The 17,218-nt window shown below is 50.5% G+C and carries 19 protein-coding genes; 7 read left to right on the top strand and 12 right to left on the bottom strand.

The features are described 5' to 3' along the window. Positions 1 to 26: 26 nt before the first annotated feature. From rseP to rpsB, 8 genes are all read right to left on the bottom strand, one after another. Positions 27 to 1,382, bottom strand: a complete 1,356-nt coding sequence (gene rseP / locus BGK46_RS08870) for a sigma E protease regulator RseP (protein ID WP_069588612.1) — start codon at positions 1,380 to 1,382, stop codon at positions 27 to 29. Next, positions 1,379 to 2,575 carry a 1-deoxy-D-xylulose-5-phosphate reductoisomerase gene (gene ispC / locus BGK46_RS08865; RefSeq protein WP_069588611.1) on the bottom strand — a complete coding sequence of 399 codons (1,197 nt, stop codon included), beginning with the start codon at positions 2,573 to 2,575 and terminating at the stop codon, positions 1,379 to 1,381. The genes rseP and ispC overlap by 4 nt, the downstream gene beginning before the upstream one ends. Positions 2,576 to 2,593: 18 nt before the next feature. After that, complete coding sequence (locus BGK46_RS08860) at positions 2,594 to 3,445, bottom strand: phosphatidate cytidylyltransferase (protein WP_069588609.1); 852 nt, start codon at positions 3,443 to 3,445, stop codon at positions 2,594 to 2,596. Positions 3,446 to 3,460: 15 nt separating this feature from the next. Then, positions 3,461 to 4,231: an isoprenyl transferase gene (locus tag BGK46_RS08855; protein ID WP_069588608.1), complete on the bottom strand. Its 771-nt coding sequence runs from the start codon at positions 4,229 to 4,231 to the stop codon at positions 3,461 to 3,463. A 75-nt stretch (positions 4,232 to 4,306) separates the two neighbouring features. After that, complete coding sequence (frr, locus tag BGK46_RS08850) at positions 4,307 to 4,864, bottom strand: ribosome recycling factor (protein WP_069588606.1); 558 nt, start codon at positions 4,862 to 4,864, stop codon at positions 4,307 to 4,309. A 53-nt stretch (positions 4,865 to 4,917) separates the two neighbouring features. Further along, positions 4,918 to 5,646: a UMP kinase gene (gene pyrH / locus BGK46_RS08845; protein ID WP_069588604.1), complete on the bottom strand. Its 729-nt coding sequence runs from the start codon at positions 5,644 to 5,646 to the stop codon at positions 4,918 to 4,920. A gap of 83 nt (positions 5,647 to 5,729) precedes the next feature. Beyond that, entirely contained in the window at positions 5,730 to 6,572 is an 843-nt protein-coding gene (tsf, locus tag BGK46_RS08840) for a translation elongation factor Ts (RefSeq protein ID WP_069588603.1), read from the bottom strand. 132 nt (positions 6,573 to 6,704) lie between these two features. After that, positions 6,705 to 7,433 carry a 30S ribosomal protein S2 gene (rpsB, locus tag BGK46_RS08835; RefSeq protein WP_069588601.1) on the bottom strand — a complete coding sequence of 243 codons (729 nt, stop codon included), beginning with the start codon at positions 7,431 to 7,433 and terminating at the stop codon, positions 6,705 to 6,707. A gap of 458 nt (positions 7,434 to 7,891) precedes the next feature. Between rpsB and map the strand changes: the two genes are divergently transcribed. The 3 genes from map (at position 7,892) to BGK46_RS08820 (ending at position 11,839) form a co-directional block, all read left to right on the top strand. Further along, positions 7,892 to 8,686: a type I methionyl aminopeptidase gene (gene map / locus BGK46_RS08830; RefSeq protein WP_069588600.1), complete on the top strand. Its 795-nt coding sequence runs from the start codon at positions 7,892 to 7,894 to the stop codon at positions 8,684 to 8,686. A gap of 53 nt (positions 8,687 to 8,739) precedes the next feature. Continuing rightward, entirely contained in the window at positions 8,740 to 11,361 is a 2,622-nt protein-coding gene (gene glnD, locus BGK46_RS08825; RefSeq protein WP_069588598.1) for a bifunctional uridylyltransferase/uridylyl-removing protein GlnD, read from the top strand. Between the two features lie 100 nt (positions 11,362 to 11,461). Continuing rightward, positions 11,462 to 11,839: a DUF3461 family protein gene (locus BGK46_RS08820; protein WP_069588596.1), complete on the top strand. Its 378-nt coding sequence runs from the start codon at positions 11,462 to 11,464 to the stop codon at positions 11,837 to 11,839. 67 nt (positions 11,840 to 11,906) lie between these two features. Here the strand turns inward: BGK46_RS08820 and truC are convergent, their stop codons facing one another. Together truC and BGK46_RS08810 are read right to left on the bottom strand one after the other, a co-directional pair. After that, complete coding sequence (gene truC, locus BGK46_RS08815; protein ID WP_069588595.1) at positions 11,907 to 12,662, bottom strand: tRNA pseudouridine(65) synthase TruC; 756 nt, start codon at positions 12,660 to 12,662, stop codon at positions 11,907 to 11,909. Further along, positions 12,659 to 12,979 carry a YqcC family protein gene (locus BGK46_RS08810; protein WP_069588592.1) on the bottom strand — a complete coding sequence of 107 codons (321 nt, stop codon included), beginning with the start codon at positions 12,977 to 12,979 and terminating at the stop codon, positions 12,659 to 12,661. The genes truC and BGK46_RS08810 overlap by 4 nt, the downstream gene beginning before the upstream one ends. Positions 12,980 to 13,119: 140 nt before the next feature. Here BGK46_RS08810 and BGK46_RS08805 point away from each other — a divergent pair, with 140 nt between their 5' ends. From BGK46_RS08805 to BGK46_RS08785, 4 genes are all read left to right on the top strand, one after another. Beyond that, positions 13,120 to 14,172, top strand: coding sequence for a DUF3549 family protein (locus BGK46_RS08805; RefSeq protein WP_069588646.1), 1,053 nt, complete (start codon positions 13,120 to 13,122; stop codon positions 14,170 to 14,172). Beyond that, on the top strand, positions 14,162 to 14,470 hold the full coding sequence (locus BGK46_RS08800; RefSeq protein WP_069588591.1) for a DUF3301 domain-containing protein: 309 nt from the start codon (positions 14,162 to 14,164) through the stop codon (positions 14,468 to 14,470). The genes BGK46_RS08805 and BGK46_RS08800 overlap by 11 nt, the downstream gene beginning before the upstream one ends. 845 nt (positions 14,471 to 15,315) lie before the next feature. Then, positions 15,316 to 15,549 (top strand): DUF2789 domain-containing protein, encoded by a 234-nt coding sequence (locus BGK46_RS08790; protein ID WP_069588588.1) that lies wholly within the window; start codon positions 15,316 to 15,318, stop codon positions 15,547 to 15,549. A gap of 66 nt (positions 15,550 to 15,615) precedes the next feature. Then, positions 15,616 to 15,912: a hypothetical protein gene (locus tag BGK46_RS08785; RefSeq protein WP_069588585.1), complete on the top strand. Its 297-nt coding sequence runs from the start codon at positions 15,616 to 15,618 to the stop codon at positions 15,910 to 15,912. Here the strand turns inward: BGK46_RS08785 and BGK46_RS08780 are convergent. Then, entirely contained in the window at positions 15,880 to 16,659 is a 780-nt protein-coding gene (locus tag BGK46_RS08780; protein WP_069588584.1) for a Zn-ribbon-containing protein, read from the bottom strand. The genes BGK46_RS08785 and BGK46_RS08780 overlap by 33 nt on opposite strands. Beyond that, entirely contained in the window at positions 16,656 to 17,204 is a 549-nt protein-coding gene (gene syd, locus BGK46_RS08775; protein WP_069588582.1) for a SecY-interacting protein, read from the bottom strand. The genes BGK46_RS08780 and syd overlap by 4 nt, the downstream gene beginning before the upstream one ends. Positions 17,205 to 17,218: the final 14 nt, after the last annotated feature.

The following is a 17,218-nucleotide window of genomic DNA, read 5'->3' as shown; positions in this document are numbered from 1 at the left end:
CTGACTTATCCTTGAATACTAACCGTTTAAAGTCGGGCGAAGTCGTTAAACAATGCCACTGCCATTACCATCATCAACACGGCAGCGCCGATGCGATACCCAAAGTCTTGTACGCGCTCTGGTACAGGCCGGCGTGTTACCGCTTCAATACCAAAGAACAATAAATGCCCGCCGTCTAAGACCGGTAGAGGTAGCAAATTGATAATGCCGAGGTTAACGCTGATCAGCGCCATAAACCCTAAAAATGAGATCAATCCGATCTCAGCTGTCATCCCTGCGCCTTTGGCGATAGAAATCGGCCCGCTCAGGTTATTGACACCCACATCCCCAACAATCAGCTTTTTCACCATATTGACGGTGAGGCTGATAACTTGTCCGGTTTTACTGACTGCCTCAGGGATCGCCGCCAGCGGCCCATATTGCTGCGTAAAACGATAAGCCTCCGGCCAAGGTGCCATTTGCGGCGCAATACCTGCGTACCCGGTGACCTTGCCATTACTTTCACGCGCATCCGGTGTTAGGTTTAACACCTGCTCACGCCCGGCGCGCGTCACCGTCACCTGCAGTGGTTGATTCGGGCTTGCTTGTACCGCCTCAACCAGTTCAGACCACGCTTGTAATCTGTTGCCATCAATCGCCACTAAGGTGTCACCAGACGCAATACCAGCCTTCGCAGCAGCACTGCCCTCCACCACCTGGGCCACATCGAGTGTAATCGCAGGACGGTAAGGGGTGATCCCTAAGGTTGTCAGCGGAGACTCAGTCTCTGGATTAAACTGCCACGCGGTTAAATCCAATCTGTAGTCCCGGCTATAACTGGATGCCACATCGGGCTTTGCTGTCATGGTCATCTGCTCATCACCGATATGGTTGATGAGTGAGAAATTAACAGCCTGCCAATCTGCGGTTTCGACGCCCGAAATATGGGTAAGTTCCATACCCGGTTCAATTCCGGCCTCTGCAGCGATGGAGTTGGGGGTTATTTGACCAATGACGGGTTTAACCGCTGGGATCCCCATCATGAAAATCAACCAATAGGCGACCACCGCAAAAAGAAAATTGGCAATAGGCCCTGCGGCGACAATTGCACTGCGTTGCCACAGCGGTTGATTATTGAATGCACGTGGTTTGTCATGCTCAGCGACCGCCTCAATGCGTTCGTCGAGCATTTTGACATAACCACCTAACGGAATGGCGGCAATGACATACTCGGTATCGTCTTTGCCCCGCCAGCGCCATAGTGCGCGCCCAAAACCAATCGAAAAGCGCTCAACTTTTACGCCACAGCGGCGCGCGACCCAAAAGTGTCCATACTCATGAATGGCCACCAACACACCGAGAGCGACGATAAATGACGCTGCGTTCCATAGAAATGCACTCATTTTGCAACCTTAGCAATGTGCTCCTTAGCCGTAATTCGCGCCATTCTATCCAGCTCCAGCAGGCAATCCAAGCTTGATGGCGAGCGAAGTGTGCTTTGTGATAACACCGCCTCATTAATCCGTGCGATGTCCATAAAGCCTATCTGGCCTTTTAAGAAGGCATCCACCGCCTGTTCATTGGCGGCATTGAGTGTCGTTGTCGCCGCCTGCCCTTGCTGGCACGCCTCAATCGCCAAAGACAAGCAAGGATAACGGCGGGCATCCGGTGCCATAAAGGTAAATTCGCCAACTTGGGTAAAGTCGAGCGGTGCAACCGACGTCGTCACACGTGATGGATACGCCATCGCATGGGCGATAGGCGTACACATATCAGGGGTGCCTAATTGGGCGAGTACCGAACCATCGCTCATTTGCACCATCGAGTGAATAACCGATTGGGGATGAATCACAACCTCGAGCTGATCGGCACGTGCATTAAATAACCAGCGTGCTTCAATATACTCCAAGCCTTTATTCATCATGGTAGCGGAATCAACGGAGATTTTTGGTCCCATCGACCAATTGGGATGAGCAACTGCTTCCGCTACGCTCACGGTATGCAAGGTCTCAGGTTCACGATAACGGAAAGGCCCCCCTGAGCCTGTGAGCAAGATTTTGCTCACGCCAGCAGCACTCAGATCGCAGCGGCCAGGGTTAGCTTGTACAACCTGCGGTAAGCACTGGAATATCGCATTGTGCTCACTATCGATAGGTAATAGCTCTGCCCCATATTGGTAAACTGCATCAATAAAGAATTGCCCTGACATCACCAAGGCCTCTTTATTGGCAAGCAAAACGCGCTTACCCGCTTTCACCGCAGCCATGGTCGGCATCAAGCCTGCCGCCCCCACCACGGCTGCCATCACCATATCCACCTCAGCCAAAGATGCGAGCGTGCATAAACCTTGCTCTCCGGCCAACACTTCTGTGTTAAGCCCTTTCGTTTTCAGCGCTTGCGCCAATTCCAATGCAGCGTTCTCATCGGCCATGGCCGCAAAACGCGGCCGCCAATGCAAGCAAAGGCGAGTCATCTTTTCCACATTGGTATTGGCCGCCAGTGCGGTCACTTCGAACTGTTGAGGGTTAGCCTCAACCACAGAAAGCGTACTGGTTCCGATCGAGCCAGTGGCACCTAATACAGTGATTTTTTGCATGTGATACGCTCGTTTTACTTAATTCGCAAACGCGAAATACAGCACGGTAAAAACGGGAAATGCAGCGGTCAAACTGTCAATTCGATCCAAAATACCGCCGTGGCCAGGTAATAAATTCCCACTGTCTTTCACGCCAGAGACACGCTTAAACATGCTCTCTGCCAAATCGCCCAGCACCGACGCTAACGCTGTGACTGCAGCGATACAAAGCAGCGCGCCCACGCTCGCAAAATGAATATCGAGAAGCTGCGCACCGGCCCATGTCACGGCAACGGCGGCCACGAGCCCACCAAGCAAGCCTTCTAGGGTTTTATTGGGGCTCACTGCCGGTGCCATTTTATGTTTACCGAACGCTTTACCCGCAAAGTAGGCACCGCTATCCGCACACCACACCAACACAAACACCAGAAGCACCAGTTTTGCACCGTAATAGGTGGAAAACTGATAGTCTGCGGCGCGTAAGATCAACACGCTCCACATAAAAGGCAATAAGGTCAAAAGACCGAATAGCTGGCGCAGTAAGCGGCTGTGCGTCCAAAGCGCTCCGGATTTAGGAAAGGCTAAGACCAACCCAGTGGCAAACAACCACCATGCCGCCCCTACTGCTGCTACCGAAAAGGGCGCCACCGCTAAATGGCTCAGCGCATAGGCACTAAAAGGGAGACTATAAATGGATAGTGCCACTGCCGCAGCTGGAACGATAAAGGTGAGCAGTCTTGAAGAGGTGGACACAAACTGTGTCCACTCCCAATGCCCGAGCAGCGTCACAGCAGCAATCACCGCAACAAACGCGGGAAAAGGCAAATAAAAGATAGCGGCGACCACCAAAGGGACTAACAAGGCCGCGGTTAAAACACGTTGTTTGAGCAAACTGATTCCTCGTGGTTACTTATCGGTTGTTAGCATGGCTTTGATTTGCTCGCCGGTACAGCCAAAGCGTCGTTCACGATTGACATACCAAGCGACCGCATCGAACAGGCTTTGCTCGTTGAAATCGGGCCAATATTGTTCTGTAAAATACAACTCGGCATAGGCGGCTTGCCACAAGATGAAGTTACTAATGCGACATTCGCCACTGGTGCGGATCATTAGATCCACATCGGGTAAGTCAGATAGCATCAATTGACGAGCAATATCTTGCTCTGTGATATCGCTGACCTGTAATTGACCAGTCGCGACTTGCTCTGCGACACGACGTGCCGCTTGAGTGATATCCCATTGCCCACCATAGTTAGCCGCAATATTGAGCACGAGTTGATCGTTATTTGCGGTCAAAGCTTCAGCTTCGGCAATTTTTTGTTGTAGCGATGGGTTAAATCGAGAGGTATCACCGATAACGCGAAGTTGGACACCATTTTTGTTCAAGCGTTTGACTTCGCGAGAAAGCACACTGATGAACAACTCCATCAGCACACTGACTTCATCTTCTGGCCGACGCCAGTTTTCACTGCTGAACGCAAACAAGGTTAGGGCTTTTACCCCAAGCTCCGACGCCGCCTTCACCGTTTTACGCACTGCTTTAACACCGGCTTTATGCCCAAATACACGGGCTTTGCCTCGCGCCTTTGCCCAACGTCCGTTTCCATCCATGATAACGGCAATGTGCTGCGGTAGGGCGGCAGACTCGAGCTGCGCATCAAGAGACTGGGAACTCATGTTTCTCCTTGGCAAATAAAAAGCGCTGTACTGCACGCACAGCGCTTTGACATTGGTGGTAAAGTCTAATGAGATTTAGACTTCCATCAACTCTTTTTCTTTTGCATCAAGAAGCGCATCAACATTCTTCACCGCAGCATCCGTCAGCTTTTGAATTTCATCTTGTGCACGGCGCTCGTCATCTTCAGAGATTTCTTTGTCTTTCAACAGTGCTTTAAGGTCACTATTAGCGTCACGGCGGATATTACGCACCGCAACGCGGCCTTGTTCACCTTCTGCGCGCACCAACTTGACCATCTCTTTACGACGCTCTTCCGTCAATGGAGGAAGCGGCACACGAATCACGGTACCTGCTGATGCTGGGTTAAGGCCCAAATCTGCAGTCATGATCGCTTTTTCAACGGCTTGTGCCACTTGCTTGTCAAAAACAGTAATCGCCAAGGTTCGTGCATCTTCAGCAACGATAGAGGCGAGTTGCTTCAACGGTGTTGGTGCACCGTAGTATTCAACCGTAATGCCTTCCAACAAGCTTGGGTGGGCACGACCGGTGCGAAGTTTTGAAAGATTGTGTTTAAGCGCTTCTACACTTTTATCCATACGCGCTTTGGCGTCTGCTTTAATATCGTTAATCACTGGAGGTATCCTTGCGATTGAATTTTACTGTCCGATTATGCCACTAAATCGGCTTAGCTGTTAGTAATCAGAGTGCCTTCTGTTTCACCCATCACGACACGGCGTAAGGCGCCCGGCTTATTCATGTTAAACACACGGATCGGCATTTGGTGATCGCGTGCTAACGTAAATGCGGCCAAATCCATTACTTTCAACTCTTTTTCGAGTACATCTTGGTAACTCAAGGTTGAATAAAGCTCAGCATCTGGGTTTTTGGTTGGGTCATCACTGTATACGCCGTCGACTTTTGTTGCTTTGATCACCACGTCAGATTCAATTTCAATGCCGCGTAGGCACGCCGCTGAATCCGTGGTAAAGAAAGGGTTGCCCGTTCCGGCAGAGAAAATCACCACACGGCCATTACGAAGCTGGCTAATCGCTTCAGCCCAGTTATAGCTGTCACACACACCATTAAGTGGAATGGCGGACATCACTCGTGCGTTCACATAGGCACGATGAAGTGCATCACGCATTGCCAAACCGTTCATCACGGTGGCCAGCATACCCATGTGATCGCCCACAACACGGTTCATTCCCGCTTCGGCAAGACCAGCGCCACGGAATAAATTACCGCCGCCGATGACTAATCCGACCTGAACACCTAACTCGACCAATTCTTTAATTTCTTGTGCCATACGGTCTAGCACAGTTGGATCGATACCGAATCCATCGTTGCCCTGCAGGGCTTCACCACTGAGTTTAAGTAAAATGCGTTGATATGCAGGCTTAGGATTTGTAGTCATGTCACTACCTTATATTAGGCACTAAGTTAGGGAAGAAGGTTATGGAAAGGCCGCGGCGAATACCGCGGCCTGAATCAGAAAAATTAGCCTTTTTGTGCAGCAGCTACTTCTGCAGCAAAGTCTACTTCTTCTTTCTCGATGCCTTCGCCCACTTCAAAGCGGATGAAGTTAGTCACTTCGGCACCTTTTTCTTTCAGCATTTGGCCCACAGTTTGCGCTGGGTCCATAACAAATGCTTGACCAGTCAGAGAGATTTCGCCGGTGAATTTCTTCATACGGCCAACAACCATTTTCTCTGCGATTTCAGCAGGCTTGCCTGACTGCATCGCGATATCAACCTGGATTTGTTTTTCTTTCTCAACCACGTCAGCTGGCACGTCTTCTGGGTTAACGTACTCAGGCTTAGATGCAGCAATGTGCATAGCAACGTGCTTGATGGTTTCTTCGTCAGCGTTTGCAGCTACAACCACACCGATGCGGTCGCCGTGACGGTAAGAACCTACTTTCGCGCCTTCGATGAATGAAACACGACGGATGTCCATGTTTTCACCGATTTTTGCAACTAGCTCAGCACGCTGCTGTTCGAATTTTTCTTTCAGCGCGTCGATTTCTAGGCCTTCTGCCAAAGCAGTTTCAGCCACTTGGTTAGCAAATGCAGCAAAGTTAGCATCTTTAGCAACGAAGTCAGTTTCACAGTTGATCTCAACGATCGCTGCTTTGCCTTCGTTTTCTTTAACCAGAATCACGCCTTCAGCAGCAACACGGCCAGCTTTTTTCGCTGCTTTAGCCGCACCACTTTTACGCATGTTTTCGATCGCGACTTCGATGTCTGCGTTCGCTTCAACCAGTGCTTTTTTACATTCCATCATGCCAGCGCCGGTGCGCTCGCGCAGTTCTTTAACCAGGGCAGCGGTAACAGTTGCCATTGTTCAATCCTCGATTCGAAACTATTTGGGTAAAAAACAGGGGCCCGACTTCGGCCCCTGCTAACCATACTTAGCTTACAGCATGAAAGATGACACGCTGATGGCTAAGAACGCTCACAAGGAGCTGTTGTCTTACTCAGCGACTTCAACCAGCTCGTCTTCTGCTTGCGCAACGATGTCTTGGCTACGGCCTTCTTTGTATGCGTCAGACGCTGCGTTCAGGTAAAGTTGGATAGCGCGGATTGCGTCATCGTTACCTGGGATTACGTGGTCAACGCCGTCTGGGTTAGAGTTAGTATCTACTACCGCAAATACTGGGATACCCAGGTTGTTCGCTTCTTTGATAGCAATGTGCTCGTGATCCGCATCGATAACGAACATTGCATCAGGCAGGCCGTTCATGTTTTTGATACCACCCAGAGACTTCTCAAGTTTTTCCATCTCACGAGTGCGCATCAGCGCTTCTTTTTTGGTCAGCTTTTCAAACGTACCGTCGGTAGACTGGGTTTCCAGGTCTTTCAGACGCTTGATAGACATACGCACGGTTTTCCAGTTGGTCAGCATGCCGCCCAACCAACGGTTGCTCACATAAAACTGCTCGCAGTTTTCTGCTGCCGCTTTTACCGCTTCGCTTGCTGCGCGCTTAGTACCAACGAACAGGACTTTACCTTTACGCTCACCGATTTTTGACAGTTCAGCCAAAGAATCGTTAAACATTGGTACAGTTTTCTCAAGGTTGATGATGTGTACTTTGTTGCGAGAACCGAAGATGAAAGGCTTCATCTTAGGGTTCCAGTAACGGGTTTGGTGACCGAAGTGTACGCCCGCCTTGAGCATGTCGCGCATTGAAACAGTAGCCATGATAATTTCCTCTTGGGGTTAGGCCTCCACATATCCCATTTGACCGACCCGCACAGGGCACCCCGGACAATGTGACGATATGTGTGTGATTTAAAATAAAAAGTGTTTAGTGAAATGCCATCAAGATGAAACCTGACAAAAACAGATTGATCACAATGACGGATTTCGGCGCGCTTTATACCACATAAAGTAGGCAAAAATCCAGATAAATTGCCCAAGCGAAGGCCGGTTTGTCGTATTGCCGCACCACTGTCCAACCGGCGAAAGGTGTGGTTCTGGTTTCCAGAAACCGCCCAGCTTGATACCATGTGCCCACTTCAATGTGTCTGCTCCGCGCTACCGGTGACCAAAGCGTAGCAGGTCAAAGCAGCGCATGCCTGACTTATCAGGGTGTGAGGTCCCTCACGCTCTGACGCTCATTGCCTCGATGAGCGAGACGAATTAAGTGAGAAAGCAAAATGACGATTCCAATTAAAACAGCAGAAGAAATAGAAAAAATGCGCGTTGCCGGTCGGTTGGCCGCAGAAGTGCTGGAAATGCTGGCCCCACATGTAAAGCCAGGCGTTACTACGCGTGAACTGGATGACATCGCGCACAAATATATGACTGAGGTGCAGGGCACCACACCCGCTACCTTGAATTATCACGGCTTCCCTAAATCCATGTGTACCTCTATCAACCACGTGGTTTGTCACGGGATCCCTTGTGACGAAGATGTGCTCCAAGATGGCGATATCGTCAACATCGACGTCACCGTTATTAAGGATGGCTATCACGGCGATACATCGAAAATGTTTTTGATTGGTGAGGTCTCTTTGGAAGACAAGCGCCTTTGCCGTGTCACCCAAGAAAGCCTTTATCATGCCATCAAAAAGGTGAAGCCGGGCGCTACAGTTGGTGACATTGGTACTGCTATCCAAAAATTCATCAAAAGCAGCAACACTCGCTATTCGATCGTTAAAGAGTACTGTGGACACGGTATCGGTGCGAGCTTCCATGAAGATCCACAAGTGGTGCACTACAAAAACAACGACCGAACCATCCTCAAACCTGGCATGTGCTTTACCATTGAGCCTATGATTAATGCAGGTAAATACGGTACCGTGCTTGATGAAGACGATGGTTGGACGGTTTATACCATTGATGGCAAGAAGTCAGCGCAGTGGGAGCACACCCTGCTGGTGACCGAAACTGGGGTGGAAATCTTAACCCTTCGTGAAGAAGAAACCATCCCACGTCATATCAACCACTAAGACTCTGATAAAAGCCGGGCTTGCTCCGGCTTTTTTATGCGCAAAGGAACGCCATGACAGACACAGTGATCACACCACAAAGTTTGACCCAAGACCAATTGAGCCCAGTGGCACTCAAAGCCCAATTTCAGCACCTCCTTGAGCAACAGAAGCAAGACTTCCTCGCCAATGTTCCGGTGCCTGAACTGGTCTATCAGCGTAGCGACTACATGGATGCGCTGATGCAGAGGCTTTGGCAGCATTTTGGTTTTGACCAGCACCCTCATCTCGCCTTGGTTGCAGTAGGTGGCTACGGTCGGCGTGAACTCCACCCCCTGTCTGATATTGATCTGCTATTACTTTGCCAAGGGCCATTAGACGGGTACCAGCAACAAAAACTCAGTGAATTACTGACCTTATTGTGGGATCTCAAACTTGAAGTGGGCCACAGCGTGCGCACGGTCGATGAGTGCATCAGTGTCGGGCTCGACGATCTGACGGTGGCAACCAACCTGCAAGAAGCACGCTTATTATGCGGCAGCGAGCGGCTATTCAATGCGCTGGAACACCGCGTTCATGCGGATGACTTTTGGCCCAGCGAGCGTTTTTACCGCGCGAAAGTGGAAGAACAGAAAGCCCGCCATCGCCGCTATCATGACACCGCCTACAAGCTGGAGCCAGATCTGAAGTCAAGCCCCGGTGGACTGCGCGACATCCACACCCTCGCCTGGATAGCCCGACGCCATTTTGGCGCCACCAGCCTGCGTGAGATGAGTCACTATGGCTTTCTGACTGATGCCGAGTATCGCGAACTGAATGAGTGCCAAAACGTACTCTGGCGGATTCGCTTCGCGCTTCATTTAGAACTGCGCCGCTATGACAACCGACTGACCTTCGCGCACCAAACCTCCGTTGCCAAATTGCTAGGCTATCGTGGCGAGGGAAATCGTGCGGTAGAGCAAATGATGAAAGACTTCTTTCGCACGCTCGGTCGGATCGGCGAGCTTAACAAGATGTTGCTGCAAATCTTCGATCAAGTGATTATCGACAATGGCCGCCCGGGCCAAATCGACATTCTGAGTGACGATTTTCAGCGCCAAGGCAATGCGATCGAAGCGCGCAAACCGGCACTATTTCAAGCACGCCCTGACACCATTCTCGATATGATGCTCCATGTAGCTGATGACACCACCATAGATGCCATATCGGCGCCGACCCTTCGTCAACTGCGCACGGCACGTCGTCGGCTTAACCATTTTTTGTGTCAGCAACAAGACGCTCGCGAAAAATTTATGGCCTTGGTGCGCCACCCCAATGCGCTGCATAAAGCCTTTAGTTTGATGCACCGCCACGGCATTATGTCAGCCTACCTGCCGCAGTGGAGTCAGATCGTCGGACAAATGCAGTTCGACTTGTTCCACGTCTATACCGTGGATGAGCACACCATTCGCTTGCTTAAACACATGCGCCTTTTTGACGATGAGGCCAACCGAGAACGTCACCCCATTTGTTGTGATATTTTCCCTCGACTCGCACGCCGCGAGTTACTGCTAATCGCAGCTATCTTTCATGACATAGGCAAAGGGCGCGGCGGCGATCACAGCGAAATTGGTGCCATCGAAGCCCATGACTTTTGCCTTGAGCACGGCTTATCTCGCCCTGAAGCGAATATTGTCAGTTGGCTGGTGCGAAACCACCTCCTGATGTCCGTGACTGCACAACGTCGCGATATTTACGATCCCGACGTGATCACCGACTTTGCCAAAGAAGTGCGCGATGAGGAGCGGCTTGACCTGCTAGTGTGTTTGACCGTCGCCGACATCAATGCCACCAACCCTGACTTATGGAATAGCTGGAAACGCACATTGATCGCAGAGCTCTATTACTCGACGCAAAAAGCCTTGCGCCGCGGACTAGAGAATCCGCCGGATGTCCGTGAACGGATCCGCCATAACCAACACTTAGCAGCCGCCATGCTGCGCAAGCAAGGGCACAGCCCGCGTGATATTGAGTTGCTTTGGCAACGCTTTAAAGCCGATTACTTTCTCCGCCATACCCACAAGCAAATCGCTTGGCATAGTGAACATTTGCTCCACCATCAAAGTGACCAACCTTTGGTGTTGGTGAGCAAAAAGGCGACCCGAGGCGGAACCGAAATCTTTGTTTATTGCCAAGATAGGCCCAGTTTATTTGCGCGCGTGGTTGCCGCATTAGATAAGAAAAACCTGAGTGTCCATGATGCACAGGTTATGACCAGCAAAGATGGACATGCACTCGATACCTTTATGGTCATGGATCAAAATGACGAGGCGATTCCCCTCGACCGTCATCCCCGGATTATCGAAGGGGTCGCCAAGGCCATTGAAGAAACGGGCAAGATCACCATTCCGCGTCGTCGAGCGCCACAAAAGCTCAAACACTTTACCGTCAAAACTCAGGTCCTTTTCTTACCAACCAAAAATGGACGCCGCACCTTGATGGAGCTGGTAGCCCTCGATACACCGGGTTTGCTGGCCCGCGTTGGTGCCGTGTTTGCGCGGCAAGGCGTCAGTGTTCATGCAGCGAAGATCACGACCATTGGTGAGCGGGCAGAAGACTTTTTTATTGTAACGGATGCCCAAAACCAAGCCCTGACATCTGAACATCAAGCGCAACTAAAAACCGCGCTAGAGAAGACGCTATCGCAAGCAAAATAGCCAAAGTGGTCACGGTAATTGGTGTAGCTGACGGGCTACACTGAGCCCTGTATCGAAACGCTGGCTCACAGCGTGTACGACGTCAACTTATGAGGTGGTTATGTACCAACAGTTAAAAAATATCGGCGTTGAGCATCCAGAGAAAATCGAGCGTTATTCACTGCGCCAAGAAGCCAGTTATGACACGCTGAAGATCTATTTTGAAAAGCAAAAAGGCGAGTTGTTCGCCAAGAGCATGAAGTTTAAATATCCACGCCAGCGTAAAAATGTGGTCGTGGACAGTGGTACGGGGCGCTTTCGTGAAGTCACAGAGATCAATCGCAGCTTATCACTGGTGATTGATGAGCTGGACCAAATCGTCCAACAAGAACAAGCCGAACATGATGTAAAACAGAAGATCCTGACCGATTTACGTCATCTTGAGAAAGTCGTCGCCAGTAAAATTGCTGAAATTGAATCTGAGCTGGAAAAACTCTAATCAGCGCAGGCAGCTCCAGCGCTCATACAGCCTAACAATGCGTCGTGCTGTTCGGCACGACGCCCTGCTAATTTCCCATTAAATCCGCGTTATCAGGCCATTGCCACGCAAACGCCTCCATCAGCGCTTGCCACTGGTTGTCAATCGGCGCCGTCACCGTTAGAGACTCACCAGACACAGGGTGTTCAAAACACATCTGGCTTGCGTGCAACAGTAAACGATGACAATCAAAGTGGTGACGAAAAACCCGGTTATGCCGTCCATCGCCGTGGGTAGTGTCGCCAATAATCGGATGACTGAGATGATGCATATGTCGACGCAACTGATGTTTGCGACCGGTATGCGGCTGCATGGCGACTAAACTATACCGGCTGGTCGCATAACGCCCCGTCGCGATCGGTAACTCTATTTTCGCTAATGGCTGATAGTCGGTGATCGCCGACTTGGCTTCCGGCGCCTGGCTGGCATGCTTATCAGCAATTTTGTCTTGTTCTTCCACCAGCGGATAATCAAGCCGGCCGGCGTCTGTTATCCAGCCTCGGACGATGGCATGGTAGCCCTTTTTAATCTGGTTGTTGGCAAACTGTGGCATCATTGCCGCGGCAACGTCACTGGAAAGGGCAAACACCAAGACACCAGAGGTGGGTTTATCAAGCCGGTGGAGTGGATAGACATGTTGGCCAATTTGATCCCGTAACGTTTGCATCACAAAACGGGTCTCACCTTTATCCAACCAAGAGCGATGAACCAGCATACCGGCAGGTTTATTGACCACCACCAAGTGATCGTCTTGATATAAAATACTAAGCGGCAGGTCTGTCATTGATCGGCAAACAAACTATCAATCCGCACAACCACAGCGACCACCTCACGATGTCCCGCTTGCTCTTTCATTGCTTCTTCCACATAAGGTGAAATTTCAAAGTTACGCGGTAAAGTCTGCCCAGCATCAATCAGTGCACGCATCTTGGGTACAAAAATCCATTGCAGCCATTCGTGACATGCCAAGGTATCGACAGCAAAAGGCTCAGTGCTCGCGAGACGCTCAGCCGACGGTGGCGTCGTTTGCCATAGCGCGTGATCATTTAGCACTTGCTCCAACTCATCAAGAAGTTGGATACATTGAAAGTGAAGACTCATTGATACCCTCATCACTTAGTGTTTATGGAAACCGCGAAGCATACCATGATCAAGCCAAAGACAACACGCACAAGGCAAGCATCTGCTGGGTGAAAACTGATATACTCCCGCCCATCAAGCGAAAACAGCGAGCGGATATCATGGAATCTTTTCACGCGCTGAGCACCCTTTTTGATCATGCCCAGTGTCAGTTTAGCGTCTACGACTTAGGCCGACGTGTTTGTCTTCTCGACGATGCCGAGTTTCGTGCCGTTGAGGCGAACCAACAACCTTACCCTTACCCTCTGCGCCATCATGCGCATATGGCTGTCGCGTTCTGGCCAAAGGGCGGCGCACCTTGGGTATGGTTTTTGAAAATGCCACTGGATGAGCGAGGCCTACTCAGTCACACCGCGATGGGCGACTTTCTGCAATATGTCAGTGCGGCCATGGGGGAGAATTTAAGCGCAACGCCGAACAAAGCGCAGCGTGAGAAGCTGGCTAACAACCCTTACACCTTCACCCCAACAGATGACAAGATGGCGATGTTTCATGCTTCGCTCACCTACTCGCTAGGTCGTCCCGCGAGCCAATATTACGAACAAGCTCAACACTATTTAAACGGTGAACTCGGCTGGGATAACTGGCAAGGCGTTGGCCTACAAGGCTTGGCAGATATTTGCGTGCGTATGCACGAGCAAAATAATGCCACGCGAGTAAGAAAAGCGATCGCCAATATGCCAACCACGCCGCAATATGCATTGCTAGGGTGCTTGGAGCACTGCACCTTGAGCGACAAGCTTGCTGCCACCTTGCGCACGCTATTTAGCGATTTGTGTGAGAGCCAAGAAGTCGACCTCTTTTTCGTTAGCGCATTATTGCGCGCCCATGCGGGTGCACCAAAAACACAGCGCGATCAATTGATCCGTGCCGTATTAGCTAAACGCGCACTCCACCATCAAGAGATCTTTGTCGCCATCGCAGGGCGGTGCTGGGATGGATTAACCGATGATGCGGTATTGGATACCTTTTTAATTGCGATTGCCGACCAACATGACCCGGCGCTATTCCAACAAATCTATGCCGATCTGGTGATGATGCCTGAGCTTCGCGGTGCATTATTAAGCCGCTTGCATGGCAATACCTCTCCGGCACTGACTCAGGCGATGGCTCGTCTGCAATCGGCAGTGAAGCAACCCCATCATGATCACTGATCTTGTTACCCTATTACTCGTCTTTGTCGTCGCGATGCTGTTTTGGCAGCAGCGGCGGCAAAGCGAGCACGCGCATCGATACATTCAGCATTATTGCCAACATATGGGGCTTCAGGTGTTATCGATTGCGCGCGGTAAGCATCGGCTCACACACACCGATCAGGGCTGGCGCTGGGTAACACATTACTGGTTTGAATTTTCATCGACCGGGCAAGATAGCTATACCGGCCATGCGCAGTTGCGAGGATTTCGCTTAAAAAGCATCGACACACCGGTCCATACCATGCCTGTACAATAAGGCCCATACCCACACAATCGCGCCATATTCGCGCAAATGGATAAGCTGTACTAGAGTAACAGTATGATGCATACGTCGCGCGACACGCGAGTAGTACGTGACAGGGAGTCACCGGAAAAGATGGGGTAACCGCTCATGTTTACCGGCTACAAAAAGGAAGGGCGCAGCTTGCGCCGCGCCCGAGAGTTTTACTTGCAGCTATCCTGCTACTAAAAGGTGCTCCCTGCATCATTCCTTGATCAGTCGCCGATTCCTTCAGCGTCGTTCCATGTCTCTCCGTCTTGGAGGTGTCCTTTCGTCATCCTGACAAACCGAAATTCCCGTTTTCGATAAGCTCTCCATCCTGGAGGTGTCCATGACTTCGTCCTGAAGTATTCCTTAAGCCCCCATCCTGGGTTGTCCTAAGTCTTCCTGACGTACAAGCTTCCTGCTTGTAGAGAACGGTTCCATCCGATGTCCTTCTGCAATCCTTGCCAGCGCTTCATCCTGAAGTACTGCCTCATCCTGAGGTACCGAGTCCTTGGTGATTCCTGTTCCCTGTGTCAGTTCCCTTCCGACACCGATAAGATTACGCGACTGAGCCTTTGGCACAAGGCATCACAACGTTCGCGATGTCTCAATTTTATCCCAATCTTATAAAACAAAACATAAACTATTGTTTTTGTTAAACTAAAAGCCAACCCCTTCTCGTTTAACCCGGTACGATTCTGCTTTTCTCCCACGCCTTTGTAAGAGATATCTCACAAGCGAACCAGCACTTTGTCCCTGCCAGAGTACAAGGCAAGCTGTCTAGAGGATTGCTATAGTCAAATAATGGATGCATAGACTAGGTGTGAGGAGCGACAATGGAAACTTTCCAGCACGATTTAACGCACTTGTTTGAGCAATTAGGCCTAGCAAGCGACCAGCAGGCTATCGAGCATTTCTTAACAAGCCATTGTCTGGTCGATGGTCAATCTTTGGTAGATGCGCCGTTTTGGAACACCGCCCAACGGGCTTTTATCCATGAAGCGTTACAAGAGGATGCCGATTGGGCCGAACAAGTCGACACCCTTGATGCTTTGTTGAGAAAATCTTAGATTACGACGAGGTCAGCGCGGCAGCGAGTTAGCCAAGCGCACGTATTAATGAGATTGAGAATCACGATGAGTTATCAAGCGGCACTAGAACGCGCAATCCACACCTTGGTCCAAAAAGGGCAATCAGTCACCGTGGCAAAGCTGAAAGCACAGCTTGATACCCCGGTGCCGTTGCCCCTGATTATTCAAGCGGTAAAAAGTGCCAAATCTAATTCACCGTTTCCCGACATGGCCGAGGCGGAGACTGCTCCTTCAGAGGCAATGCGAATTGCGGCGCTCGAGCAGCAAGTCTCCCAACTGACGGCTCGTCTGAGCGAATTGGAAGAGCGCTTAAGTGAGCTTGAAGTCCCACGAAAGGTTTGAGACCAAACGGCAAGCCTCGCACTTGAACAAGAAAATATCGTGCAGTGGTGTTTCCAATCGCCACTGTCCACCACATTTAGGACAAGGGCGCGCTAGCTCACTGTCCTTATCTTTACCACCGACACGGTATTGATAGTAATACGTGGGTATACCCGTGAGGTATTCAATCCGTCCACGCAAATCCCAGCCACGTTGGAACAATCGAGTTTGCGGGTTTTCTAGCTCGTTAAGCCCGGCAAACTCCGCATCACTGGCACCTGCCATCTGCAATTCATCACACGCTTGCCATTCCGTTTGCCACTTGATCACAGATTTGTGGTCACCATTAAAGGTCGCGGGTAAGCGATATAAAGGAATCGGCAGCAAGGTATCACCACACCGTAACGGTGAGCAGGTGTGGACAAACGTGGTATATAACACCTGCCAACTCGGTGTCGTACTTGGCGCCGCTTGTTCGGAGTTAAGGTCGCGACCTAAAAGACGCACCTTAGGCTGAGTCAGACACGCCTCGGACAGTTGATTCAATGCTCGCTTGACTTGAGGGCTATTAAATTTTGGCTGCAACGCATCTTCATCCGGACAAACAACCCGAAGCTGAAACTGCCCTTCTTGCATCAGTATCGGGAATTCACGCCCCAACACCTGACCGTTATAACGCAACGCATCCATCAGGCCATTAATCGCGCGGTCAACCGCGCTCACCGTTGTATTGTCGAAGCACTCGAAGGTTAGCTCGGTAAGGATCATGATACATCCACCTCTAACGCCTCAATGAATTGCTCAACATCGTCCGCCAACACCTCTCGCGATCCTTTATTGAGTACTTCTTTCACCACTTGGCCCGTGACATTATCAATAGCAATAATCGTCATTTCATCATCAGTGGTCGCAATAAAAACACTCGGGGAGCATTTACGCTGACGCTGCATCATTAAATGCCCAAGAATATTTTCTTGTAAGCGGGCCAAGTCATCTTCACTCCACACCTGCAGTAAATTGAAGCGCTCACCGCCAAAGTGCACCGGCAAATCTGCGCAGTACATAAAGTTATAAAAGTCTTTAATGTCGCTGTGCAGACGTAACTCAATCGCGTGCTCCACGTTGGTGAAGTCTGCCAAGGTATCACGCTGAACCGGTTGCCATTGCACTTGGTGGGCATTTTCGCTCTCGACACATGGTGACGCTAAGCCTAAATACGCCTCCGTGCACGGCAAGCACTGCTGCTCCTTTCGCCATTTGGCAACATATTTCTGGGCTAGCGCCCAAAGGGCGTTATGTAATGTGTTCTCCATTAGCAACCTATAGC

Origin of the sequence: Salinivibrio sp. SS2 (assembly GCF_001722075.1) — a bacterium.
Lineage (GTDB): Bacteria > Pseudomonadota > Gammaproteobacteria > Enterobacterales > Vibrionaceae > Salinivibrio > Salinivibrio proteolyticus.
The sequence above is the reverse complement of the archived record's forward strand: the minus strand, read 5'-3'. Positions and strand labels throughout refer to the sequence as shown.

What these genes read in the sequence shown, in the direction of transcription:
- BGK46_RS08805 (WP_069588646.1), top strand. Translation starts at nt 13,120, where the DNA reads ATGGAATCTTTTCACGCGCTGAGCACCCTTTTTGATCATGCCCAGTGT.
- rpsB (WP_069588601.1), bottom strand. Translation starts at nt 7,433, where the DNA reads ATGGCTACTGTTTCAATGCGCGACATGCTCAAGGCGGGCGTACACTTC.
- map (WP_069588600.1), top strand. Translation starts at nt 7,892, where the DNA reads ATGACGATTCCAATTAAAACAGCAGAAGAAATAGAAAAAATGCGCGTT.
- rseP (WP_069588612.1), bottom strand. Translation starts at nt 1,382, where the DNA reads ATGAGTGCATTTCTATGGAACGCAGCGTCATTTATCGTCGCTCTCGGT.
- BGK46_RS08785 (WP_069588585.1), top strand. Translation starts at nt 15,616, where the DNA reads ATGAGTTATCAAGCGGCACTAGAACGCGCAATCCACACCTTGGTCCAA.
- truC (WP_069588595.1), bottom strand. Translation starts at nt 12,662, where the DNA reads ATGACAGACCTGCCGCTTAGTATTTTATATCAAGACGATCACTTGGTG.
- BGK46_RS08800 (WP_069588591.1), top strand. Translation starts at nt 14,162, where the DNA reads ATGATCACTGATCTTGTTACCCTATTACTCGTCTTTGTCGTCGCGATG.
- BGK46_RS08790 (WP_069588588.1), top strand. Translation starts at nt 15,316, where the DNA reads ATGGAAACTTTCCAGCACGATTTAACGCACTTGTTTGAGCAATTAGGC.
- tsf (WP_069588603.1), bottom strand. Translation starts at nt 6,572, where the DNA reads ATGGCAACTGTTACCGCTGCCCTGGTTAAAGAACTGCGCGAGCGCACC.
- syd (WP_069588582.1), bottom strand. Translation starts at nt 17,204, where the DNA reads ATGGAGAACACATTACATAACGCCCTTTGGGCGCTAGCCCAGAAATAT.
- BGK46_RS08780 (WP_069588584.1), bottom strand. Translation starts at nt 16,659, where the DNA reads ATGATCCTTACCGAGCTAACCTTCGAGTGCTTCGACAATACAACGGTG.
- BGK46_RS08820 (WP_069588596.1), top strand. Translation starts at nt 11,462, where the DNA reads ATGTACCAACAGTTAAAAAATATCGGCGTTGAGCATCCAGAGAAAATC.
- ispC (WP_069588611.1), bottom strand. Translation starts at nt 2,575, where the DNA reads ATGCAAAAAATCACTGTATTAGGTGCCACTGGCTCGATCGGAACCAGT.
- pyrH (WP_069588604.1), bottom strand. Translation starts at nt 5,646, where the DNA reads ATGACTACAAATCCTAAGCCTGCATATCAACGCATTTTACTTAAACTC.
- glnD (WP_069588598.1), top strand. Translation starts at nt 8,740, where the DNA reads ATGACAGACACAGTGATCACACCACAAAGTTTGACCCAAGACCAATTG.
- BGK46_RS08810 (WP_069588592.1), bottom strand. Translation starts at nt 12,979, where the DNA reads ATGAGTCTTCACTTTCAATGTATCCAACTTCTTGATGAGTTGGAGCAA.
- BGK46_RS08855 (WP_069588608.1), bottom strand. Translation starts at nt 4,231, where the DNA reads ATGAGTTCCCAGTCTCTTGATGCGCAGCTCGAGTCTGCCGCCCTACCG.